Origin of the sequence: Pontixanthobacter aestiaquae (genome assembly GCF_009827455.1) — a bacterium.
Taxonomy (GTDB): Bacteria; Pseudomonadota; Alphaproteobacteria; order Sphingomonadales; family Sphingomonadaceae; genus Pontixanthobacter; species Pontixanthobacter aestiaquae.
The window spans coordinates 1,827,574-1,849,580 of sequence record NZ_WTYZ01000001.1; the positions used below are offsets into that span (position 1 = coordinate 1,827,574).

A 22,007-nucleotide genomic window follows, 5' to 3' on the forward strand; every position below is an offset into this window, starting at 1 on the left:
TCGGTACGCAGGCGGGCAAGGGCGGTGCGATGCTGAAGCTGCTCACCCGCGTCGATTTAATGGTCCGGATGTTGATCCTTGCTATCATTCTGGCGACTGTTTTGCCTGCAACCGGCTCTGCGCGAGAGGCTGCCCAGTTTGTATCCAATATCGGTATCTTCGTCCTGTTTTTCCTGAATGGTGTGCGCTTATCGCGTGGTGATGTCGCTAACGGGATCGGCAATTGGCGCTTGCTTGTGCCGCTTGTCCTTTGGTGTTTCGGCGCAATGGCACTCGCTGGTTGGTGCCTATGGGGGTTGAGCGCCGCAGTCCTGCCGTCGCTGGTGGCTTTGGGGTTCCTCTATTTGGGGGTGCTACCGTCAACAGTGCAATCCGCGACTGCTTACACTTCGCTAGCAGGAGGAAATGTTGCAAGCTCGGTCGTTTCCGCAGCTCTACTCAATATCTTGGGTGTGTTTGTGAGTGCGGCAGTTTTCGCATGGTTTAGCGGCGGTACGACGGTTCATCTCGGTCCCGAAGGACTGATCAAGATTTTCACGATACTGCTTTTGCCTTTTGCTTTGGGGCAGATCCTTCAGTCGCGTTTGAAAGGCTTGCTCGCATCTCACCCGCAACTGATTGGCTGGATGGACAGGATCGCCATCGCGATTGCGGTCTATGTCGCGTTCTCTGGCGCGGTCGAGCAGGATTTGTGGAGAAGGTTGAATATGGAGGCGTGGAGCTGGCTGATCATACTAATCGCATTCACGCTATTGTTTGCGTTTGTCGGCGCATGGATGCTGTCACGGGCGATAAGACTTTCCAAGGGCGACAGCATATCCTTCACCTTCGCCGGAGCGCACAAGAGCATCGCAATGGGGGCACCGTTGGCCTTGGTGATGTTCTCAGCGGATGACGCGGGACTGATACTTGTGCCACTGCTGATCTATCATCTGCTGCAGTTAGTCGTGTCCGCACCGCTCGCTAACTATTGGGCAACTCGTCAGAATTAGCAGTCACCTCGCGCCGATTGCTGCGGATTGACCACCACAAAGAGAGACCGATCAGCACGGCACCGATCAACCCGGTGATCGTCTCGGGAATATGGACCTTCGCTGAAAGCAGCATAATCACGCCAAGGATGATAATCGCCCAAAACGCACCATGTTCAAGATAGCGATATTGGGCGAGAGTGCCCTGACGAACCAAGTGGATGGTCATCGAGCGGACAAACATCGCGCCGACCGACAGGCCGAGCGCAATCACGATCATGTTGTTGGACAGCGCAAAAGCGCCAATAACACCATCAAAGCTGAATGAGCTATCGAGCACTTCGAGGTAAAGGAAACCGCCAAGGCCGGAGCGCACAATCTCACCAGTAGCGCGTTTGCGTGCTTCGCGCTGTTCAATGATCGCGCCCAAAGCGTGGACGCCAATGAATGTAACGAGACCGAGAATACCGGCGGTCAGGAAGGTGATTGCCTCATCGCCGGTGAGTGTGGTCGATATGCCATAAACGAGGAGTAATACGAGGCCGATCTCTACCGCGGGAACGCTGGAAAACCGATTAATTGCGCGCTCGATACTGGCGATCCAGTGCACGTCCTTGTCGGAATCGAAGAAGAATGTCAGGCCGACCATTGCGAGAAACGCGCCGCCAAACCCGGCGATGCCAAGATGCGCGTCGGACACGATGCGCTCGTACTCTTCTGGCTGATTGAGCGACAGAGTGACTGCATCTAAAGGTCCGATATTGGCGGCGATGGAGACGATAGCAATCGGGAAGATAATCCGCATTCCGAACACCGCGATCAGGATACCCCAGGTCAGAAAGCGGCGCTGCCAGACCTCATCCATTTCGCGCAGAACGGTGGCGTTGACCACGGCGTTGTCGAAACTAAGCGAGACTTCGAGGATCGAAAGGACAATTACGATCCACAGCAGCGATAGTGTACCGGCAATTGTGCCAGTACTCGCCCAACCGTACCAGATTGCGAGCGCAAGGCAGATCGCGGTGAATACCAGCGAGAATGTGTAATAACGCAGCAGCGTTGCCATGGGATACCCTGTCAGTGTTTGCGCGCGCTGCTAGCGGGCGACGCTTTGACGCGCAATCAAGGCGTCACTTTTTCGGTTGGTATGTCTGCTCGGGCCCGGGGAAGCTGCGGTCGCGGACTTCTCTGGCATACGTCTCAACCGTTTTCTCGATCATACCGGCAATATCATCATATTTCTTTACGAAGCGCGGGACGCGTTCGAACATACCGAGCATATCTTCTGTGACGAGGACTTGTCCGTCGCATTGCGCGGACGCGCCAATGCCTATCACTGGAATTTCGACGGATTGAGTAAGGGCAATTGCGATCGGTTCGATCACCCCCTCAACAACCACCGCAAAGGCACCCGCGTCGGAGACTGCTTGTCCATCGCGAATGATTTTCTCATGTTCCTGCTGACTTCGCCCTCGTGCAGCATATCCACCGAGCACGTTAACTGCCTGGGGGGTCAGACCCACATGGGCCATGACCGGAATTCCGCGGGCCGTCAGAAAGGCAATGGTTTCCGCCATCGCCTCGCCGCCCTCAAGCTTGACCGCAGCGGCGCCGGTTTCGGCCATAATCCGGCTGGCGGCCTCGAACGCAATCTGCGGTGAAGCTTCATAAGCGCCAAATGGCATATCCACGATTACGACTGAGTGATAGCTGCCCCGAACGACAGCGGCACCGTGTGCACACATCATGTCCAGCGTAACCGGTAGGGTGGAGGGAAGGCCGTAAATCACTTGCCCTAGCGAATCTCCGACCAGCAGCATATCGCAATGCGGATCGAGCAATTGCGCTTGCCGGGCGGTGTACGCCGTCAGCATGACGAGCGGTTCTTCGGTCTTGCCTTCGAATTTGCGCCGCTTAATTTTCGGCACCGTTAAGCGCTTCATTGGCGCTGGCGTGGGGTTTGCGCGACTGGTCGATGTATCAAGTTGGAAGGTCGTAGACATAAAGGCGCTTCTAGCCGAGTGGGGGATTTGCGCAAATCCTGTCTCGACTAAGGCGTAGATTCATTGCACAAGTCCGCCATGACAAGCGCAAACAATGCGCTCTGGGAGGATTTTTACAGATGGTAGCAGCTACCGGTTCATCGCGTGACGGTTGGTCGTCGCGTTCCGCATTTATTCTTGCCGCCGTCGGTTCAGCAGTTGGCCTCGGCAATATGTGGCGCTTCCCGGCAGAAGCCGGAGCCAATGGCGGCGGGGCATTTGTGCTATTCTACATCTTCTGCGTAGTGTTGATCGGTTTGCCGGTGCTATTGTCCGAAACCCTTATCGGTCGGCACGGTCAGGCATCTGCACCTGAAAGTGTACGCAAGATCGCCGCCGAGTCCGGCAGATCTTCGCATTGGGATACGTTGGCATCCTTCGGCGTATTAGGCGCGTTTCTCGTACTCAGCTTCTACTGCGTCGTTGGCGGCTGGGTGTTGTATTATATCGGTGTATTTGTGCAGGACGTTTTTGCGACGGGTATTGCTGGTGGAGCGTTCGAGGGCAGACCGCCGGAAGACATCGAATCTCTGCTTCCCGGGTTATTCAGTGACGGTATGTTGATGGTCGGGCTGCATGCGGTATTCATCACGATCACATTCTATTTCGTATCACGAGGCGTTTCGAGCGGGATCGAATGGGTTGCCACTTGGCTCATGCCAGCCTTCTTCGTGTTGTTCCTCGCGATCACCGTTTATGGCGCGTTCACCGGCGCGTTCAGCGAGGCGCTGACCTATCTTTTCACTTTTGATGCGTCAAAACTGACGGGGGAAGTGATGCTCGCCGCTGTCGGCCAAGCCTTCTTCTCGCTGTCGCTCGGTGTTGCAGGGATGATGACCTATGGTGCTTATGTGGGGCGCGAGGTAAATCTAGCAGGTACTTCTGGCATCATTGCAGGCGCCGATACGGCGGTCGCTCTGCTCGCTGGGCTGTGTATTTTCCCAATCGTATTCGCTGCGGGTCTCGAACCGAATGGCGGCCCGGGCTTGATGTTCCAGACATTGCCAATCGGCTTTCAGAGCATGCCGGTTGGGTCGCTAGTCGGTCTGCTGTTCTTCATCATGGTGTTTTTTGCTGCATTGACCAGCTCGGTTTCATTGATGGAGGCGCCAACAGCTTGGCTGAAGGAGAAAGCCAATATCGGTCGGCCACTGGCGACGCTCGTCGTGACGATCGGGGCTCTTCTGCTTGGTATTCTCGCGGCGCTGTCATTCAACAGTATGGCGGACTTTCAACCACTTGGATTTATCCCGCTATTTGAAGGCCAGGGGATGTTTGACGTGCTGGATACTGTTACCAGCAAAGTTCTGATGCCGGTCGGGGCGATTATGACCGCTTTATTTGTTGGTTGGGTGGCGGAACGCCGCCTGATTGATAGCGAGAACGGTTTGACCGGTGGTCTCGAGAAATTCTGGCTTTTCCTCGTTCGCTGGCTTTGTCCGTTCGCGCTAATTATCATTCTGGTCGTTGGGATCTTCCCATCGATCCTGGGCAGCTAGAGCAAGATTTCGCCGGACACACAAAAAGGGCCGCGCCATTTGGTGCGGCCCTTTTTGGTAAGGTAATGGGCTGCTTTAGAGCGCCGTCTCGACCTTTTTGTCTTTCATATCGTCGCGAACATCCATGCCCAGCGCCATCTTCGCTGTCGTGAGCATTGACTGGTCGCCGCTCCAGATGTCAGCCAAACCCAAGTCCATGCGTAGCATCACCATATTCGGATCGTCTTTGCCGCCCGGGAACCATGCTTCGACAAAATTGCTCCAGTGTTTATTCAACCGTTCGCGGCTTGTCTCTTCTGTTAACACGCCTTCGAAGCGCGCAAAGATATCGTGATCCTTGCTGGCAAAGGTTGCCGTAGTTGGGCCCTTCTTTGCTAGATCGGAATCTTTGGTGGTGAAAAACCAAATTGAGCTGTCCGCATCTTTATCCAGCTGCGCTGTCATAGGCACGGCTGTATCCGGGTCGTTGTCCAGCTGCAGGAACACAAACGGCGAGTCTGCCAGTGATTCCCAAAATTTGCTCTTAAGCTCTGCGGTGTTTCCTTCAGTGTACTTCATGGTACTCCTCGTTAAATGTATGATAAAACAATGGATGAATGTGCAATCCGTTCCGACAAATTTGGAAAGCAGGTTTGTGCTGCTGCGACCGGCAGTTACATAGCCGCTTGGTGTCGGGGGCAGGAAATTGGCTGATAAGATTGCGAGAATATCGACGCAGATCGGACGGTTTCGAACCGACCGACTAGTCCTCGCAGCTGTCTGCCTGGTTGCTATTCTGGTCGCTGCACAGCAATGGCTGTCAAGCAATCCACAGCACAACCCGTGGGCACCGCTTGATCTGCGCAACCCGCCGGGCTGGGCCACCCACACCAAACTAAGTGAGCTTCGCAGAGATAAGGCACTGTGCCGCGATGTTCTTTCGCGCAGCGAAATCGACTTCGTTGCGCTCGCAGCCGAAGGCGAGGGCGCATGTGCCCGTCCTGACAGAACTGTATTGAGCCGTTTCCCGTATTCCGGCCGTACGCCCGCGACCACCTGTCCGGTTGCTGCCGGCATGCAGTTGTGGCTTGATCAGACTGTACAGCCTGCGGCTTTGGAGATTTTCGGGTCTGCGGTAACGCAGATCAGCCATTTGGGCGCATTCAGTTGCCGCCGGATGTATAACAGCAAAACCGGCGCTTGGAGCGAACATGCAACGGGCAATGCCATAGATGTGGCCGGTTTTGAGCTGGCCAATGGAATACAGATTAGTCTGCTCGACGATTGGAACGGAGACAGCCAAAAATCCGCGTTCTTAAGGCGCGTCCGCGATGGCGGTTGCGGGATTTTCGGGACCGTCCTGTCGCCAGACTATAATGCGGCACACCGCGATCATTTTCACTTCGATCAGGCGGATCGCAATTGGGGCGTGTGCCGCTAAGCGTCAGCCCTCCATGGCATATCCGGCAGAGCGGACAGTGCGGATCAGATCCTTCTTGCCGTCCATCTCGATCGCTTTGCGCAATCTGCGAATGTGGACGTCAACAGTCCGTAACTCGATATCGCTCTCGGTTCCCCACACGCCATCCAGCAGCTGGTTACGCGAGAATACTCGACCAGGGCTTTCCATAAAGAACTGGAGCAGGCGATATTCTGTGGGGCCCAGCTTGATCGGTGTTCCTGCGCGTTCGACCTTATGTGCCACAGGATCGAGCCGGATATCGCCGACTTCAATTGTTTCACCCGCGAGGACAGGGCGGATACGGCGCATCACAGCCGCAACACGTGCCAGAAGTTCGCGGGGAGAAAAGGGTTTGGTGACGTAATCATCAGCGCCGGTGTCTAGACCGCGGATACGGTCATCCTCATCCTCCCGCGCAGTGAGCATGATGATCGGGACATGGGCGGTTTCTTTGGATCGTCTTAGCTGGCGGCAGACTTCGATACCGCTGGTACCTTCGATCATCCAGTCGAGGATAATCAGGTCGGGTGTGTCTTCGGCAGCCAAGACCAACGCGTCGTCGCCATCCTTGGTGCAGCGGACCGAATAACCTTCATTCTCGAAACGGAATTCCAACAGCTCCGACAGGGCCGGATCGTCTTCAACGAGCAGTAGCTTGGCAGCGGACATGTCATATTACCCCAACGAGCCTAACCAGAGGCGATTCTTGCGAGACGAGTGTTACACCTTACACCGCGCCGAAATTGTTACAGCTTGGAGACAATCACCGTTTTATCCGTCTTCATCGGGTGGGTAATTACCGGTCGCCGCAAAGTGCACCATCTCGGCAACATTGGTCGCATGATCGCCAATCCGTTCGATATTGCGCGCGACAAACAGCAATTGCGCAGCGCTGGAAATTGTCGCAGGATTCTCGACCATATAACTGACAACATTGCGGAAGATGCTGTTATAGAACGCATCCACTTTTTCGTCAGTGGCGATCACTTCGCGGGCCAAAATAGGATCGCGTGATGCATATGCGGTAAGCACATCGTGGACCATCTCGGCGGCAATTTCGCCCATAGCGGGCAGTAAAGTGAGCGGTTCAAAATGCTTGCGCTCCTCAACTTCCTTCACGCGCTTGGCGATATTTTTGGAGTAATCACCAATCCGCTCCACCACGCCAGCGATCTTCAAGGCAGCGATAACTTCGCGCAGATCATCGGCCATTGGCGCGCGCAAGGCGATAATGCGGACCGCCAGCTTATCGACTTCGGATTCGAGTGCGTCGATTTTCTTGTCGCGTTTGACTACACCCTTTGCGAGTGCGGCATCTCCCTTGATCATCGCCTCGAGCGATTCCTGGATCGATAATTCCGCGAGCCCGCCCATTTCGGCGATCAACCCACGTAGACGGGTAATGTCCTCGTCAAACGCCTTGACTGTATGCTCGTTCATTAGCCGTACCGCCCTGTGATGTAATCCTGGGTCTGCTGTTCTAACGGATTGGTGAAGATGTCGGAAGTCCGGCCATATTCAACAATGTGGCCCAAATGGAAGAATGCGGTCCGTTGGGAGACGCGCGCAGCCTGCTGCATCGAGTGCGTTACGATAACAATCGCGTAATTTTCGTTGAGGTCAGCGATCAGCTCCTCGATCTTCGCAGTCGCAATCGGATCCAGTGCAGAGCAAGGCTCGTCCATCAGGATCACTTCGGGATCGACCGCGATAGCGCGCGCAATACACAGGCGTTGCTGCTGACCACCCGACAGGGCGGTACCGCTGTCTGTCAGTCTATCCTTGACCTCGTTCCACAGACCGGCCCGCACAAGCGAGCGTTCGACAACTTCGTCCAGCTCTTCTTTGCCCTCTGCAAAGCCGTGGATCTTCGGCCCGTAGGCGATGTTGTCATAGATCGATTTTGGGAACGGGTTGGGTTTCTGGAAGACCATGCCGACGCGGGCGCGCAATTGTACGACATCCATACTGCTTCCGTAAATATCCTCGCCGTCCAGCGTAATGTCGCCTTCAACACGGGCGGTTGGGATCGTGTCGTTCATACGGTTGAGAACGCGAAGGAAAGTCGATTTACCGCAGCCCGAAGGGCCAATGAACGATGTCACATATTTCGACGGAACTTCTATCGAGACATTATCGATAGCTTTCTTGTCTCCATAGTAAACGGACACGCCCTGCGCGTTCATTTTGGCGGTAGTCGCCTCAAGATTGGGATGGATCTTTGTCACCATTTTTTCTCGAATTTGTTGCGCAGGTAGATGGCTAGTCCGTTCATCACGAGGAGGAACAGCAATAGGATGATGATAGCAGCCGACGTGCGTTCCACAAAACCGCGGTCCACTTCATCGGACCAGAGGAAGATTTGCATCGGCAATACGGTTGCTGGTGATGTGAACCCGTCTGGTGGTGTGGAAACGAACAAACGCATACCCACCATTAGCAGCGGAGCAGTTTCGCCAAGCGCGCGCGCCATACCGATGATTGTGCCAGTTAGAATGCCGGGCAGAGCGAGCGGGAGAACGTGATGGAAGACGACTTGGACTGGTGAAGCGCCGACAGCGAGCGCACCGTCGCGTATCGAAGGCGGAACGGCTTTAATCGCGTTTCTGCCCGAAATCACAATCACTGGAAGCGTCATCAGCGCGAGTGTCATACCACCGATAATCGGCGTTGAACGGATTCCGGGGAAGAGCGTGAGAAACACTGCAAGCCCTAATAGACCGAATATGATCGACGGGACCGCCGCAAGGTTGTTGATCGATAATTCGATAAAGTCTGTCCAGCGGTTCTTCGGAGCATATTCCTCAAGATACAGTGCGGCCATCACGCCAATCGGGAACGCCAGAAGTAGCGTCACGATCATAGTGAGCATCGAGCCTTTGAGAGCGCCCCAAATACCGGCTGCTTGCGGATCGGTCGCGTCGGACCTTGCCAGGAATCCTCCGTCAAAGCGCTTGTCAATCTTGCCTTCGGCTTCCAGCCTTTCGGCCAGAGCGCGCATTTCCAGCGAGCCTTCACCGTCATATCCGCCCGCGAGGTTGGCTGACGCTGGCAGCCATAAGGTCGTTTTTTCTCTGAGCAGTGCGGGGCTGGCGATGATATACTGGGCGACTTCCCGCCACGCATTACCGCTCAATTCCGCCGCGGCTTCTTCACCCAGCGATTCCTGAGCGTAAAATTCTATGATCTCGGGCAGGCCCTGTGCTTCCAGCGTCTGCAACGCATCGGGCCGTGCCAAGGCGGCAGGATCGGCGGCAATTCCACCTTCGGCAAAATCAACCGGGACAGCCAGCTCGGCGCGCTGAAACCCGCCAATTCCGTTTATCGCCATGTTGACCAGTAACATAGCGAGCACCGCGACAGAGAAAGACACCGCAAAAAGGCCAAGAAACTTGAAACGTCTCTCAGCCGCGTAGCGTTTTTGCAGGCGTGCCTTGAAAGCCGCGCTGCGGGTGGCCAATTCGTTGGTGATTTCGGAGGCTGCTGCGTCAGTCATACGCTTCACGGAACCTTTTCACGACACGCAGAGCCACAAAGTTCAGACCAAGCGTAACCAGAAACAGAACAAAGCCCAGTGCGAAAGCACTCAGTGTCGCAGGGTGATCGAAACTACCTTCGCCAGTCAGCATCTTCACGATCTGCACCGTGACAGTGGTCATCCTGTCGAGCGGGTTTGCGCTAAGATTGGCGGCCGTCGATGCAGCCATAACCACAATCATTGTCTCACCGATAGCGCGGCTGATTGCGAGCATAATGCCGGCAACGATGCCGGGCAGGGCGGCGGGTACCAGCACACGCTTGATTGTTTCCGACGTGGTTGCACCCATTGCCAAACTACCATCACGCATGGCCTGTGGAACCGCCGCGATGGAATCGTCCGCCATCGATGATACAAACGGGATAATCATCACACCCATTACGAGACCGGCTGCCAAAGCGCTTTCGCTGGACGCGCCGCTGATCCCGATCATAGCGGCCAGATCGCGAATGAAAGGCGCAACTGTAAGCGCCGCAAAGTAGCCGTACACGACAGTCGGAACGCCGGCGAGGATCTCCAGCGCAGGCTTCAGCCAGCTGCGCACGCGAGGCGCGGCATATTGCGTCAGATAGATTGCGCTCATTAAGCCGAGCGGGATAGCGACAATCATCGCGATAATCGCACCGATAAAGATAGTGCCCCAGAAAAGCGGAACAGCGCCAAACCTTGTCGGGTCCGGATTCTGCGGATTGCTCATCGGGTCCGGGCCCCATTCGGTTCCGAAGAGGAAATCGATCGGGCTAACCATTCCGAAGAAGCGGAACGTTTCAAACACCAGACTGGCAACAATCCCGAGCGTCGTGAGAATGGCGACAAGCGACGCGAGTAGTAGCACCGCCATCACGGTCTTCTCAACGCGTGTCCGTGCGGTGAAGTCCGGTTTCAATCGCAGGAACGCCCAGGTGCCGCAAAGGAACCCAATTATCAGCGTGCTGAGAATGCCGATGAGATTGTATCGCGAGAGTGCTTCACGAAATGGTTCGATGAGCGGCTTTGCAGCTTCGTTGAATACACCGGGCGAAGTACCGTTCGCCACGGCCATCGCCTCGCGAAGCAGCGTGTCGCGCTGAAAGCCAGCGGCGGGAAGATCTGATGCCGCCGGCGACATAAGCACCGATTGTTCGACCAGATATGGCGAAGCGATGAGCCACAGAGAGATAAATGCCACAAGTGGCACAATGACCCATAGAGCGACATACCAAGCGTGATAGACCGGCAGGGCAGCAAGCCGCCCGACATTCTCATCGCGGCGGAATGCCCAAGCGCGCGAACGGGCGGATATCCACCCGGCGAGCCCGAGGCCAACAGCAAGTAATAGGAGAATGGCTGGCGACATCGCTCAAGCAGATCCTAGATAGTTGAGCCTGATAGCGGCGTTTGGGTTTTGCAAGCGGCCATGATCCATCCGAAACCGAAATATGCCGAAAGAATCATGCCCTGCTTTTCTGCACCGTTGTTGGAAGAGTGTGACAGGAACATGACAATAAGTCCGCCTAAGTGTTTTGCGCGGGAATCCGTGCGCTGATTGTTGTCCCTTGGCCAAGCTCGCTAACAATGTCGAGACGCCCCAGATGACGCTCCACAATGTGTTTCACGATTGCCAGGCCCAGTCCGGTGCCGCCAGCAGCGCGGCTGCGCCCGGGATCGGTCCGGTAAAAACGTTTTGTGAGATAAGGGATGTGCTCCGGATCGATGCCCGCCCCTGTATCGCTAACCGATATCTTGGCCTCGGCGCGATCCGTCTCTGACAGGGATATGGTAACTTTGCCGTCGGCATCGCCATATTTCAGGGCGTTATCGACAAGGTTCCGGACAAGTTGCTCCAGCTGGCGCGCATCGCCCAGCACTGACATGTCTTTCTCGATATCAAATTCGAGCCTGTCTGCTCTTTCCAAACCGGCGGCGTCTTTCGATGCCCGTTCGATGAGCTTTGCCAATTGCAAGTTCTCACGCGGTTTATCGTGTTTTTCTGCCTCAATCCGTGAGAGGGACATGAGGTCGCTGACCAGACTTTGCAGGCGTCGGCCTTCACCCAGAATGACATTCAGGAACTTTTCTGTCTTCTCTGGTGGAAGCGAACCGTCACTGTCTTTAATGGTTTCGACATATCCAAGGATGGACGCGAGCGGCGTCCGAAGCTCGTGGCTGGCATTCGCGACAAAGTCAGTGTGGGACCGTGCGACATCGGTCTCTGCGGTCTGGTTAAGCAACTCCACCACCGAAACGTTTTTTCCCAGCGTCTGGCGGTTGATACGCCACACGTCTTTGCGGCGCACAAGTCCTTGTATCTTTGCTGCTCCGTTCTTCTTCGATTCGAGGAGCTTGATCGCTTTGGGGTGGCGCATCGCTACGCGCATATCCTGCCCTACGATGTGTTTACCCAGAAGCTTTCGGGCTGCGCGGTTGGCAACCGTGACACGGGTGTCCTCCATGACCAGGATTGGCGTGCCCGAATATTCGACCAGCTTGGCCATATTGTCGCTGCTGAACGGGTCGTCGACTTTGACGATTTCGTCTGGTGGCGGCGTGATTGCAATTAAGAAGAGTGACCCCGACCACACCAGCGCGACGGCGAGTGTAAGCCACAGGTTCACGCCATAGGCGACAAGGATAAGGGAAGTGACAACAGCCAGAGCCAGTCCGGGCCAAAGGAGAGAGCCGTTACGGTTCATATTCCAAGCGCCTTAGCGGGGCAGCGTGGCCTGCGCTACACAATATGCTGGCTTGTCATATTTGTAACTGGAATGGTGACCCCTACGGGAATCGAACCCGTGTTTCAGCCGTGAAAGGGCCGCGTCCTAACCGCTAGACGAAGGGGCCATTCTGGTCAGGCGTGTCGTGATAGACTCGCGCCTGAAACAAAATCGCCATCACTGGTGACCCCTACGGGAATCGAACCCGTGTTTCAGCCGTGAAAGGGCCGCGTCCTAACCGCTAGACGAAGGGGCCATAGTGATGGCGTGGCGGCGCAATTAGGGGCGAGAATGTTCTGCGTCAAGCCTAGCGCGCAGTTTTGAAGCCGCTTTATCGGTGGCACAGCGTAATTTTTGGCGTCAATCTGCCCAAGCGGCGTCTTCAAGGTGCAGTTCGGCAGCAGGTCGGCTTCCCCAATCGTCAATTTTTGCACGACCTGCGAGCCACATCTTCCGGCCCTTTGCGCCGTGCAGGATGGCCTGGCCCATCTCGGTTTCGGCTGCGCGAAATGCGATGGCCTTGAGCGAACCGCCGTCTTCGCCGCCAACGATGAGACGAAGATGATCGGTGCCAACGACATCTGCTTTGATTAAATGCACCGGCCCAACCGCAATTTTCGGCCCGGGCCAGCCGACTCCATATGGTCCGGCTTCGTCGAGACGTTCGACGAGTGACGGCGCGAGACCCCTAGGCGTTACGGCCAGATCGAGCTTCAGTTCCTGCGATGCTTGGGCGTTGGACACTGCAGTGCCAAGACGATCATCCAACCAGTCGGCAAACTTATCCAGATTGTCGGCTTTGATTGTAAGGCCTGCCGCCATCGCATGTCCGCCGCCCGCAACAAGCAGGCCTGCTTCACGCGCCGCAATGATCGCGGCACCCAGATCCACACCGGATATTGAGCGCCCGGACCCTTTGCCTTCTCCGCTCTCCTCATCAACGGCGATGACGATGGAAGGCTTGCCGGTTTTCTCCTTTACCCGCCCGGCAACAATGCCGATCACACCAGGGTGCCAACCTTTGCCCGAGAGCACGACAACAGAGCGATTATGCTGCGCTGCAATCTGTGCTTCGGCGGCCTCTTGCACTGCGGCCTCGATAGCACGCCGATCTTCGTTGAGAGACGACAATTGCGCCGAAATCTCCCGAGCCTCTTCAGGGTCTTCGGTGGTGAGTAGCCGCACACCAAGTGTGGATTCGCCAACACGGCCACCCGCATTGATACGCGGGCCCAGCGCAAAACCGAGGTCGCTGCAAACGGGTGCCCGCTTTAGCCTGCTAGCATCGATCAGCGCTGACATGCCGATATTCTCACGCTTCGCCATGACTTTGAGGCCCTGTGCGACAAATGCGCGGTTCAATCCGTGCAGCGCAGCCACGTCGGCGACCGTGCCCAGAGCGACCAGATCGAGCAGTGAAAACAAATCCGGCTCGGCCCGGTTTGCAAAATAGCCCTGCGTTCGCAATGTTCGGACCACTGCGATCGCAAGCAAGAATGCGACACCTACTGCGGCAAGATGCCCGTGGGAGGCGGCTTGATCATTCTCATCCAATCGGTTCGGGTTTACCAAAGCTGCGGCTTTGGGAAGCTCATGCGAGCATTTGTGATGGTCAACCACAATCACATCCACGCCTGCATCCCGCGCCATTTCCAGCGCTTCGAATGCCATCGCGCCGCAATCGACCGTAACAATCAGGCTGGAGCCTTGTTCGGCCAATTTGACCAGAGCCGATCCGCTAGGGCCGTACCCTTCCAGCAAGCGGTCAGGGATGTAATAACCCGCTTCGCAGCCAAGCATACGCAGCAATCTTATCATCAAAGCCGAGCTAGTGGCACCATCGACATCATAATCGCCGTAAATGGTGATCCTTTCTTTGCCGAGAATTGCCTGAACGATCCGCTCAGAAGCGTTTTCCATGTCCTGGAACAGCGATGGGTCGGGCAGAAACCCGCGCAATGTCGGTGCCTTATGTCTCTCGATATCATCCGGAGCGACCCCGCGAGAGAGCAGCAACTGGGTGACGATGTCGTTCTCCAACCCGTCGCCCGATCCGCCAATATCCATATTCCCGCCGCGCCAATACCACGCTTTGCCCGAGAGTGACTGCGTTACGCCAAAAACGGGGGAGAGTGTGCGGGAAGCCATACGCCCGCTTACCGCATCGGTGGCGTGCAGCAAAGGCGCGTGATTGACAATCGACAGCTATCCGCGATGGTCGCGGTATGGCTCAACCCGACAAGACCCTGCTGGTAATTTGGCACAGCCGTACGGGCGCTAGCGAAGCCATGGCGCAAGCGGCTTATGAGGGCGCGGAGGACCGCGCGGTGCTTCTTCCGGCGGCTGATGTGACGTCGGAGGATCTGCTGGAAGCGGATGCCTATTTATTCGTTTGTCCGGAAAATCTCGCGACGATGAGCGGTATGATGAAGGAGATGTTCGATCGGACATACTACCCGGTTCTCGGGAGAATCGAAGGCCGCGGTTTTGCGACAATCATCGCTGCGGGATCTGATGGTGCGGGCGCGCAGCGCCAAATCGACCGCATCGCAAAAGGATGGCGATTGCGGCGTGTCGCGGAACCCATAATCGTCAATTTCGATGCACAAACGCCCCGCACGATTCTGGCTCCCAAGGCTGTTCCAGAGCACACGCTGGATCAATGCCGGGAGCTTGGCGCGGCTATAAGTGAAGGCTTGGCGCTTGGAGTGTTCTAAACAACTGCGTCGGTTTTGGAGCTATCCCCGATCTGAGACTCGACGGCGGCACTAATACTAGGCAAGCTGTCCACATAATTAAGGGGAGCACCGGGTCATTTCGCGACATTCGGCTGAAGCATCGGCTTTGGAGCAATCAGGACTACATTTGTTGTTTCCGGCGGGCAAAGTTCCGGGCGGCGGCTTGGTGCGGCAAGCCGTGTCGGCAATCGATGGTGTCACGATCAGCCACGATCCCGCAGCAGTGTCGACGGGGCACCTCAGCGGTGCTGACTGGTTGGAGCTTGTCATCGATGGTCTAACTTTCGATATCACGGGTTTCGACTGTGGTATTGCTGACGGCGCTTCAGTTAGAGGGGCAGAGACACTTGCAATAGCACCTGGGCCGCATCTTTCGGGCGGCACCTATATCCTCCCGGTACTGCGCGGTTTGCTGACTCTGGGGGCAAAGCTGGGATGCCAAATGTCTGATACGCTGGCTGTCTATTGGCCTCCATCATCGAACTCCATCCCCGCATTGCAATTGTTAAAAGTTGCGGACGATTGGAATGGTGGCGGGGCGTTTCCGAGCGAGTTTCTCATACGTTTTAACGAGTCATCAGGAGGTGCATTCTTAAGCCAAGGCCTGTCGGTATTCACCGGCCAGGAATTGCGCCTCGCGTCCGATATTGCGGACAGCACCGATATGACAACGCGCCTTGGCTGGCGGCTTGCCAATCAGTTGGTTTTGACTGGCCGCATCGACTCCACGGAAGACGTCACCAGTCCGGATGGAGGCGTGTTGAGGTTGGCCCCGTCAGGTGATGGCAATATCGTCACCGTCACGCGTCGCTAACTGCGCTCAGCCCAGCTTGGCCGCCAGGTCGTCCTTCGCAGCATTGTATTCTGCCTCGATCTTGTCGACCAGATCAGCCACCGTGCCGACCTTATCAATCGTGCCAACGCCCTGGCCTGAGCCCCAGATGTCTTTCCAAGCCTTGGCCTTGCTATTGCCGCCCGAACCAAAATTCATCTTGCTCGGATCGCTTTGGGGGAGGTTGTCCGGATCGAGGCCAGCTTTCTCGATCGAGCCGCGCAGATAGTTGCCATGTACGCCGGTGAACAGGTTCGTGTAGACGATATCGCCGGCCTTGCTGTCGACGATTTCCTGCTTGTACGCCGCATCCGCATTGGCTTCTTCGGTCGCAATCCACGCGGAGCCTATATAGCCGAAATCCGCGCCCATGGCCTGCGCGGCAAGCACTGAGCGTCCATGCGCAATCGATCCTGACAATGCGACCAATCCATCAAACCAGCTGCGGATTTCCTGCATCAGCGCAAAGGGTGATTGCGTACCGGCATGGCCGCCAGCACCGGCAGCAACCGGGATCAGGCCGGTCGCGCCTTTCTCGATAGCCTTGCGCGCGAAGCGGTCATTGATCACATCGTGCAGCGTGATGCCGCCCCATCCTTTCACCGCTGCAAAGATATCCTCACGCGCGCCCAGCGAGGTGATAACCATCGGCACCTGCCATTTGGCGCATACCTCCATGTCTTCTTCCAGCCGGTCATTGCTGCGGTGGACGATTTGGTTGACCGCATAGGGCGCTGCCGGATGGTCCGGATTGTCGCGATTATGCTGCGCCAGCTCTTCGGTGATCCGGTGGAGCCACTCGTCCAGCACGCCGGAAGGCCGCGCATTGAGCGCCGGGAACGAACCGATGATACCCGCCTTGCACTGCGCGATCACCAATTCGGGTCCCGAAACGATAAACAGCGGTGAACCGATTACCGGCAAGCGTAAGCGATCGAAAGGTGCGGGAAGGGCCATTATAATTCCGTTGCTGCTGAAAATTGAAAGGGGCTTATGGGACGCAGAACTCTATGTCGAGATTGCCGTTACGGAAACTACTCCGCATCCCGCACCATGCGGTTTTGAGGCGGGGTGTTGACACATGTGACACACTCCTGCGCTGTGATTATTTTCCGGCATCAAGCAGATGCCCGATCCGGTAGAAGCGCGCAGCATTCCCTGCGTAAAGCGCGGCCTTTTCATCCACCGAATAGTCTGCCGTGATCCGCTTGAAGGCATTCCACAGCACCGGATATGTCGCGCCCCAGCGGTCGACCGGATAATTGCTTTCGAACATTGCGCGATCTGTCCCAAAGGCTTCGATGCACGTCTCGATATATGGTGTCCACATCGCGGCGAGTTCTTCCGAGCCATAGCCTTTGGCCGGCCCTTCGTCAGGCATCATGCAATTGACCATCGCCAAACCGCCCAGCTTGACCGAAACATTTTCACACTCGGCGAGCGTCCGGATCAAGCCCGCCCAACGGTCGAAATTCTCTTCCAGTTTGCCGGCATAGGAAGCAATATTCAGCGGCGTACCGCAATGGTCGAGGCAGATCGGAATATCGGGAAATGCTTTGGCGAGATCAATCACATCGCCGATTTGCGGTTCCAGAACCCAGGCATCAAAGCTGAGCTGCATTTCGCGTAAGTTGACGAAACCCATCCGGAATGTATCGCTTCGATAGAGACCCTCGGGCGCATGGAAGGGAGGGCCGAGAACGTCTGGATCGGCATCCCAAGCGCCTTGATGCCGTATGCCTTTGAACCGGGTATTTCCCGCAGCAACCAGCGCCTCCAGCACTTCACGTGCGCCATCGCCGAGCGTCATATCGGCATGGCCAACAATTCCCGCACAGGGGCGGTAGTCGCCATACAACCCGCTCGCGCCCTGCGCCGCGACGCCGTTGACATATTCGACCTCGCCCACCGGCTTCATCGCCTCGGAGCGCGCCGCATCGTAGAACGCACCGCACTCCATAAACACTGTGCCGACGACATTATGGCTGCCCGCAGACCCTCCGCGCGTATCGGCGAGCAGTTCGTCGAACGTGTAATATGGTGCCCCCGCAATCGTTTCCAGAAACGGATGCCGCGGCGGCGGGAACATCGGCAGTAACGGCCTGAGGTCCCACAAATGATGATGCGGATCGATGATCGGCAAGTCGGGTTCGAGGATTGTCTCGATCATGGGCGGCTTTCTCCTCGGTAAGTCCTACAGGATGGAACACATGGAACACGGTCTTGAGAAAGGAAAGTCCTCATTGCGGGGATAACGGGAAATTCGGGCGAAGTTACCACGATAGGCTGGAGGTAAAGTCATTTACCAGCGGTAGTAGCTGTCTTAAGTGTAGGAAAGAGCGTGGGATTTAGCTTCGAAATCTGTTTGCAAAATGAGCGAGAGCGTAGCAATGCAGGCGGTGTGAACGCATTGCGCAATCCGATCCGTTTCATCCCGCTGCTGTTCCTTGGTGCCATCGCAGCGGGAACGTTGGCTCTATCGATGCCGTTCGCCACGCTCGATGGCACGTCGCCTTCCTTGATGACGGCTTTGTTTACCTCGACATCGGCGGTGGCGGTGACGGGCCTTATCGTTGTGGATACTGCGACCCACTGGTCGGCATTCGGCCAACTGACGATCTTGATTCTGTTCCAAATCGGGGGGTTTGGCATCATGACCGCCGCAACCCTGTTCGGATTGATGGCAGGGCGTGGTTTTACTTTACGAGACCGCATGGCGACCCAAGTCGAGCGCAGCCGTCTCGATACGGGCGATGCCGTTTCGGTCCTGAAACTTGTTTTCGTAATTACTCTCGTGGTTGAGACAATCGTAGCCTTGATCCTGACCACGCGCATGCGCCTCTTCTATGATGCGTCGTGGGGAGACGCGCTATGGCACGGCGTTTTCCATGCGATCAGTGCCTTTAACAATGCTGGGTTTTCGACCCATTCCGACAGTGTGATGGGCTATCAGCATGACGCCGTAATCCTCGGCCCGATCATGCTGGCCGTGATCCTTACAGCACTGGGCTTTCCGGTGATGCAGGATATTCGCGCCAACCGTCTGCAATGGAAGAAATGGTCGCTCCATACCAAAGTGACAGTCGCGGGTACGGTTGTGCTTCTGCTGTTCGGATTCGTCGCGGTTCTGGCGATGGAGTGGAACAACCCTGAAACGCTCGGACCGATGGGTGTCGGGACAAAGCTGCTGAATGCGGCCTTCCACTCGGTTATGCCGCGCACGGCAGGCTTCAACAGTCTGGATGTCGGCGCATTTCGCGATGAGACACTGATGGTCAATTACTTTCTGATGTTCATAGGCGGAGGCAGCGCAGGTACCGCGGGCGGGATTAAAATCACGACCTTTTTCGTGCTGTTTGCAATCGTGGCGTCGGAAGTCGCCGGGCGCAAAGATGCCGGCTTGTTCCAGCGACGGTTTTCGCCGGGGATCGAGCGGCAGGCGCTAACAGTGACGGTGCTTGCTGCGACAATGATATTCGCTGCAACCACCTATATCGCGGCCATCACACCGCTGGCTTTTGGTGACATCTTGTTCGAAGCAATCAGCGCCTTTTCCACGGTGGGGCTGTCCACCGGAATCACTGCCGAACTGCCACCAACGGGCCAATTAATGATCATCGCGCTAATGTTTATCGGGCGGGTGGGAACCATTACCGTCGCCACAGCGCTGGCTTTGGGCGGCCGCGATCGCCCCTATCGTTATCCAGAGGAGAATCCGATTGTCGGCTGAAGTCAGAAAACCCGTACTCGTTATCGGTCTAGGCCGTTTCGGTGGTGCCACTGCGCGTACGCTTGAGCGAATGGGCCACGAAGTTTTGGGGGCGGATCTCGATTCCCGACTGGTTCAGGATTTCGCGGGCGACCTCACGAAGGTCGTCGAAGCGGATTGTACCGATTTGGCCTGCTTACAGCATCTCGGAATTGCCGAGTTTGAAGCGGCGGTGGTTGCCATCGGCGGAGACATTGAAGCCAGTGTGCTCGCGGTGCTTGCGCTATGCGATCTGGGCGTGACCAATATCTGGGCGAAAGCGACGAATGATAATCATGCGCGTATTCTTGAGCGGGTCGGGGCGACGCATGTCGTTTTCCCCGAACAGCGAATGGGTGAACGCGTCGCGCGTTTGCTCAACGAGCGCTTGCTCGATTTTATCTCATTTGGGGATGAGTTTGCGATCGCACGACTGAAAGCGCCAGAGCCTATTATAGGCTTGCCACTCATTAGCAGCGAATGCCGCAAGAAACACGGCATCACGGTAGTAGGGGTCAAACGCGACGGGGAGGATTTCATCCATGCCGTTCCCGACACGTTGATCATGCCCGAAGACGAGTTGGTCGTTTCCGGATTGATCGAGCAGATCGAAAAGTTCGCTGCGCTGCAATAGCGCGCGGGTCAACGCACCGCCGAATTCGCCGCACTCAGCACCGCTCTGACACTCGCCGTTGCGACGTCCTCATCGATACCGACGCCCCAGATCGTTGCGCCGTCTGCGCCCTCGCATTCGAGATAGGCAGCGGCGCGCGCATCGCGGCCTGAGCCTAGCGCGTGTTCGGTATAGTCACGGATTTGCAGGTCCAATCCGAAACTTTCCTCGATGGTGCTCAGCACGCTTGAGATCAGCCCGTTGCCGCGGCCGCTGACGCGCTGTTCCTCACCTTTGACGGCTATAGTGCCAGCGAAGATGCGGGTGCCGTCGCTTGCGCGGCTTTCCTCGTAATCGACCAGCTGGAAATGCTTGTTCTCGGTTTGCACGTGGTAAGCATTTTGGAACGCGCCCCAGATATCATGCGCGTCCAATTCGCGGCCCAAATCGTCGGCGAGATGCTGGACGTGCCGCGAGAAGTCCGCCTGCATTTTCTTGGGGAGTTTGAGGCCCTGGTCCTGTTCCAGAACCCACGCAAAGCCGCCTTTGCCGCTTTGTGAATTGACGCGGATGACCGCTTCATAATCGCGGCCCAGATCGGCGGGATCGATGGGCAAATAGGGCACGCGCCACAGCGCGTCATTTTGCGTTTCGCTGGCGGCAAAGCCTTTCTTGATCGCGTCCTGGTGACTGCCCGAAAATGCGGTGAAGACCAGCTCGCCGCCATAGGGGTGGCGTTGGTGGACGGGAATGTCGTTGCAATATTCCACGGTCTCGATCACGCGGTCGATGTCGGAGAAATCGAGGCCCGGATCGATGCCCTGCGTGTACATGTTGAGCGCGACGGTGACGAGGCAGCAATTACCGGTCCGCTCGCCATTGCCGAACAGACACCCCTCGACGCGGTCGGCGCCTGCCATAATGCCGAGCTCGGCCGCCGCGACACCGGTGCCGCGATCATTGTGTGTGTGCAGACTGATGACCGCGCTTTCGCGGTTCGGCAGGTTGCGGCAGAAATATTCGATCTGGTCTGCATAGATATTGGGTGTTGCCGCTTCCACCGTCGCGGGCAGATTGAGGATGATCGGTTTTTCAGGTGTAGGCTGCAACACGCCCATAACTTCCTCGCAGACCGCAATGCTGAAATCGAGTTCTGCGGTCGAGAAGGTCTCCGGCGAATATTGGAAATGCCAGTCTGTGTCGGGGCGCTTCGCCGCTTCATCGCGCATAATCTGCGCGCCGGTCTTGGCGATGTTGCGCACCTCGTCTTTGCTCATCCGGAACACGATATTGCGCCATGCCGGGCTGACGGCATTGTACAGGTGGACGATCGCCGAATGCGCGCCTTCCACGCTTTCGAAACTGGTGCGGATCAGGTCTTCGCGTGACTGGGTGAGGACTTGCAGCTTCACATCCAGCGGTACTTTGCCCGAGCGAACCAGGCCCTGGATAAAGTCGAATTCCGTCGCGCCCGCGCTGGGGAAGCCGACTTCGATTTCCTTCACGCCGATCTCGATCAGCAGATCGAAGAAGCGGTTCTTCTTTACCGCATCCATCGGATCGATAATCGACTGGTTGCCGTCGCGCAGATCGGTGGAGAGCCAGCGCGGCGGGGCAGTAATGGTGCGGCTCGGCCATTGGCGGTCGGGCAGATTGATCTGTGGGAACGCTTGGTACTTGTTTGACGGTTGCGAAAGCATGTTTTTTGGCATGGAATTGCGGTCTCGAGATTCTTGGGAAGGTGCTGGCTCTGATCCCTTGGGCGCTGCGGCGCGCCGGTTCAGGCCACGCCGAGTGTCACGCCCAAGGGCGCGTAAGTCGTAGTAGAATGTCGAGACGCTGTGTCATGACGGGTGGTATGCGAAAGGATCGCGCACATGTCCACCGGGTTT

The 22,007-nt window shown here is 56.6% G+C and carries 20 protein-coding genes and 2 tRNA genes; 7 read left to right on the forward strand and 15 right to left on the reverse strand.

Annotated features, from left to right (window positions below; genetic code table 11):
• The first annotated feature begins 29 nt into the window (after positions 1-29).
• Positions 30-992, forward strand: a complete 963-nt coding sequence (locus GRI35_RS08705; protein WP_160613796.1) for a bile acid:sodium symporter family protein — start codon at positions 30-32, stop codon at positions 990-992.
• Here GRI35_RS08705 and GRI35_RS08710 read toward each other — a convergent pair.
• Together GRI35_RS08710 and panB are read right to left on the reverse strand one after the other, a co-directional pair.
• Positions 964-2,037 carry a DUF475 domain-containing protein gene (locus GRI35_RS08710; protein WP_202390534.1) on the reverse strand — a complete coding sequence of 358 codons (1,074 nt, stop codon included), beginning with the start codon at positions 2,035-2,037 and terminating at the stop codon, positions 964-966. The genes GRI35_RS08705 and GRI35_RS08710 overlap by 29 nt on opposite strands.
• A gap of 64 nt (positions 2,038-2,101) precedes the next feature.
• Entirely contained in the window at positions 2,102-2,974 is an 873-nt protein-coding gene (gene panB, locus GRI35_RS08715; protein WP_160613797.1) for a 3-methyl-2-oxobutanoate hydroxymethyltransferase, read from the reverse strand.
• A 119-nt stretch (positions 2,975-3,093) separates the two neighbouring features.
• On the opposite strand from panB, the gene GRI35_RS08720 reads away from it, so the two are divergent.
• Positions 3,094-4,512 carry a sodium-dependent transporter gene (locus GRI35_RS08720; RefSeq protein ID WP_160613798.1) on the forward strand — a complete coding sequence of 473 codons (1,419 nt, stop codon included), beginning with the start codon at positions 3,094-3,096 and terminating at the stop codon, positions 4,510-4,512.
• Between the two features lie 75 nt (positions 4,513-4,587).
• On the opposite strand, the gene GRI35_RS08725 is transcribed toward GRI35_RS08720, so the two are convergent.
• The gene (locus GRI35_RS08725; protein WP_160613799.1) at positions 4,588-5,070 is read right to left on the reverse strand and encodes a pyridoxamine 5'-phosphate oxidase family protein; all 483 of its coding nucleotides are present in this window, start codon (positions 5,068-5,070) and stop codon (positions 4,588-4,590) included.
• 127 nt (positions 5,071-5,197) lie between these two features.
• On the opposite strand from GRI35_RS08725, the gene GRI35_RS08730 reads away from it, so the two are divergent.
• Positions 5,198-5,932, forward strand: a complete 735-nt coding sequence (locus tag GRI35_RS08730) for an extensin-like domain-containing protein (protein WP_160613800.1) — start codon at positions 5,198-5,200, stop codon at positions 5,930-5,932.
• Between the two features lie 3 nt (positions 5,933-5,935).
• Here the strand turns inward: GRI35_RS08730 and phoB are convergent, their stop codons facing one another.
• The 9 genes from phoB to recJ form a co-directional block, all read right to left on the reverse strand.
• Complete coding sequence (gene phoB, locus GRI35_RS08735) at positions 5,936-6,622, reverse strand: phosphate regulon transcriptional regulator PhoB (protein WP_160613801.1); 687 nt, start codon at positions 6,620-6,622, stop codon at positions 5,936-5,938.
• 102 nt (positions 6,623-6,724) lie between these two features.
• Positions 6,725-7,393 (reverse strand): phosphate signaling complex protein PhoU, encoded by a 669-nt coding sequence (gene phoU, locus GRI35_RS08740; protein WP_160613802.1) that lies wholly within the window; start codon positions 7,391-7,393, stop codon positions 6,725-6,727.
• Entirely contained in the window at positions 7,393-8,184 is a 792-nt protein-coding gene (gene pstB, locus GRI35_RS08745) for a phosphate ABC transporter ATP-binding protein PstB (RefSeq protein ID WP_160613803.1), read from the reverse strand. The genes phoU and pstB overlap by 1 nt, the downstream gene beginning before the upstream one ends.
• On the reverse strand, positions 8,178-9,449 hold the full coding sequence (pstA, locus tag GRI35_RS08750; protein WP_160613804.1) for a phosphate ABC transporter permease PstA: 1,272 nt from the start codon (positions 9,447-9,449) through the stop codon (positions 8,178-8,180). The genes pstB and pstA overlap by 7 nt, the downstream gene beginning before the upstream one ends.
• Positions 9,442-10,827: a phosphate ABC transporter permease subunit PstC gene (gene pstC / locus GRI35_RS08755; protein WP_160613805.1), complete on the reverse strand. Its 1,386-nt coding sequence runs from the start codon at positions 10,825-10,827 to the stop codon at positions 9,442-9,444. The genes pstA and pstC overlap by 8 nt, the downstream gene beginning before the upstream one ends.
• A gap of 157 nt (positions 10,828-10,984) precedes the next feature.
• Positions 10,985-12,163: an ATP-binding protein gene (locus GRI35_RS08760; protein WP_160613806.1), complete on the reverse strand. Its 1,179-nt coding sequence runs from the start codon at positions 12,161-12,163 to the stop codon at positions 10,985-10,987.
• Between the two features lie 73 nt (positions 12,164-12,236).
• Positions 12,237-12,311: transfer RNA gene (locus GRI35_RS08765), tRNA-Glu, on the reverse strand.
• Positions 12,312-12,365: 54 nt separating this feature from the next.
• Positions 12,366-12,440, reverse strand: a tRNA-Glu gene (locus tag GRI35_RS08770).
• Between the two features lie 104 nt (positions 12,441-12,544).
• Complete coding sequence (gene recJ / locus GRI35_RS08775) at positions 12,545-14,332, reverse strand: single-stranded-DNA-specific exonuclease RecJ (RefSeq protein ID WP_160613807.1); 1,788 nt, start codon at positions 14,330-14,332, stop codon at positions 12,545-12,547.
• Positions 14,333-14,409: 77 nt separating this feature from the next.
• Here recJ and GRI35_RS08780 point away from each other — a divergent pair, with 77 nt between their 5' ends.
• Entirely contained in the window at positions 14,410-14,901 is a 492-nt protein-coding gene (locus tag GRI35_RS08780) for a flavodoxin family protein (protein ID WP_235900173.1), read from the forward strand.
• 148 nt (positions 14,902-15,049) lie between these two features.
• Positions 15,050-15,736: a hypothetical protein gene (locus GRI35_RS08785; RefSeq protein ID WP_160613808.1), complete on the forward strand. Its 687-nt coding sequence runs from the start codon at positions 15,050-15,052 to the stop codon at positions 15,734-15,736.
• Between the two features lie 6 nt (positions 15,737-15,742).
• Here GRI35_RS08785 and GRI35_RS08790 read toward each other — a convergent pair whose 3' ends face one another.
• Both GRI35_RS08790 and GRI35_RS08795 read right to left on the reverse strand, forming a co-directional pair.
• On the reverse strand, positions 15,743-16,711 hold the full coding sequence (locus GRI35_RS08790; protein ID WP_160613809.1) for an NAD(P)H-dependent flavin oxidoreductase: 969 nt from the start codon (positions 16,709-16,711) through the stop codon (positions 15,743-15,745).
• Between the two features lie 148 nt (positions 16,712-16,859).
• On the reverse strand, positions 16,860-17,924 hold the full coding sequence (locus tag GRI35_RS08795) for an amidohydrolase family protein (protein ID WP_160613810.1): 1,065 nt from the start codon (positions 17,922-17,924) through the stop codon (positions 16,860-16,862).
• Positions 17,925-18,095: 171 nt separating this feature from the next.
• Between GRI35_RS08795 and GRI35_RS08800 the strand changes: the two genes are divergently transcribed.
• Both GRI35_RS08800 and GRI35_RS08805 read left to right on the forward strand, forming a co-directional pair.
• Positions 18,096-19,484: a TrkH family potassium uptake protein gene (locus tag GRI35_RS08800; protein WP_290258596.1), complete on the forward strand. Its 1,389-nt coding sequence runs from the start codon at positions 18,096-18,098 to the stop codon at positions 19,482-19,484.
• Positions 19,474-20,136 carry a potassium channel family protein gene (locus GRI35_RS08805; RefSeq protein WP_160613811.1) on the forward strand — a complete coding sequence of 221 codons (663 nt, stop codon included), beginning with the start codon at positions 19,474-19,476 and terminating at the stop codon, positions 20,134-20,136. Before GRI35_RS08800 ends, GRI35_RS08805 begins: the two co-directional genes overlap by 11 nt.
• 8 nt (positions 20,137-20,144) lie before the next feature.
• Here the strand turns inward: GRI35_RS08805 and leuA are convergent, their stop codons facing one another.
• Positions 20,145-21,815, reverse strand: coding sequence for a 2-isopropylmalate synthase (gene leuA, locus GRI35_RS08810; RefSeq protein WP_160613812.1), 1,671 nt, complete (start codon positions 21,813-21,815; stop codon positions 20,145-20,147).
• Positions 21,816-22,007: the final 192 nt, after the last annotated feature.

Excerpts from the sequence above, each read along its gene's own strand:
- GRI35_RS08705 (WP_160613796.1), top strand. The coding sequence starts at position 30 with ATGCTGAAGCTGCTCACCCGCGTCGATTTAATGGTCCGGATGTTGATC.
- GRI35_RS08710 (WP_202390534.1), bottom strand. The coding sequence starts at position 2,037 with ATGGCAACGCTGCTGCGTTATTACACATTCTCGCTGGTATTCACCGCG.
- panB (WP_160613797.1), bottom strand. The coding sequence starts at position 2,974 with ATGTCTACGACCTTCCAACTTGATACATCGACCAGTCGCGCAAACCCC.
- GRI35_RS08720 (WP_160613798.1), top strand. The coding sequence starts at position 3,094 with ATGGTAGCAGCTACCGGTTCATCGCGTGACGGTTGGTCGTCGCGTTCC.
- GRI35_RS08725 (WP_160613799.1), bottom strand. The coding sequence starts at position 5,070 with ATGAAGTACACTGAAGGAAACACCGCAGAGCTTAAGAGCAAATTTTGG.
- phoB (WP_160613801.1), bottom strand. The coding sequence starts at position 6,622 with ATGTCCGCTGCCAAGCTACTGCTCGTTGAAGACGATCCGGCCCTGTCG.
- phoU (WP_160613802.1), bottom strand. The coding sequence starts at position 7,393 with ATGAACGAGCATACAGTCAAGGCGTTTGACGAGGACATTACCCGTCTA.
- pstB (WP_160613803.1), bottom strand. The coding sequence starts at position 8,184 with ATGGTGACAAAGATCCATCCCAATCTTGAGGCGACTACCGCCAAAATG.
- pstA (WP_160613804.1), bottom strand. The coding sequence starts at position 9,449 with ATGACTGACGCAGCAGCCTCCGAAATCACCAACGAATTGGCCACCCGC.
- pstC (WP_160613805.1), bottom strand. The coding sequence starts at position 10,827 with ATGTCGCCAGCCATTCTCCTATTACTTGCTGTTGGCCTCGGGCTCGCC.
- GRI35_RS08760 (WP_160613806.1), bottom strand. The coding sequence starts at position 12,163 with ATGAACCGTAACGGCTCTCTCCTTTGGCCCGGACTGGCTCTGGCTGTT.
- recJ (WP_160613807.1), bottom strand. The coding sequence starts at position 14,332 with ATGGCTTCCCGCACACTCTCCCCCGTTTTTGGCGTAACGCAGTCACTC.
- GRI35_RS08780 (WP_235900173.1), top strand. The coding sequence starts at position 14,410 with ATGGCTCAACCCGACAAGACCCTGCTGGTAATTTGGCACAGCCGTACG.
- GRI35_RS08790 (WP_160613809.1), bottom strand. The coding sequence starts at position 16,711 with ATGGCCCTTCCCGCACCTTTCGATCGCTTACGCTTGCCGGTAATCGGT.
- GRI35_RS08795 (WP_160613810.1), bottom strand. The coding sequence starts at position 17,924 with ATGATCGAGACAATCCTCGAACCCGACTTGCCGATCATCGATCCGCAT.
- leuA (WP_160613812.1), bottom strand. The coding sequence starts at position 21,815 with ATGCTTTCGCAACCGTCAAACAAGTACCAAGCGTTCCCACAGATCAAT.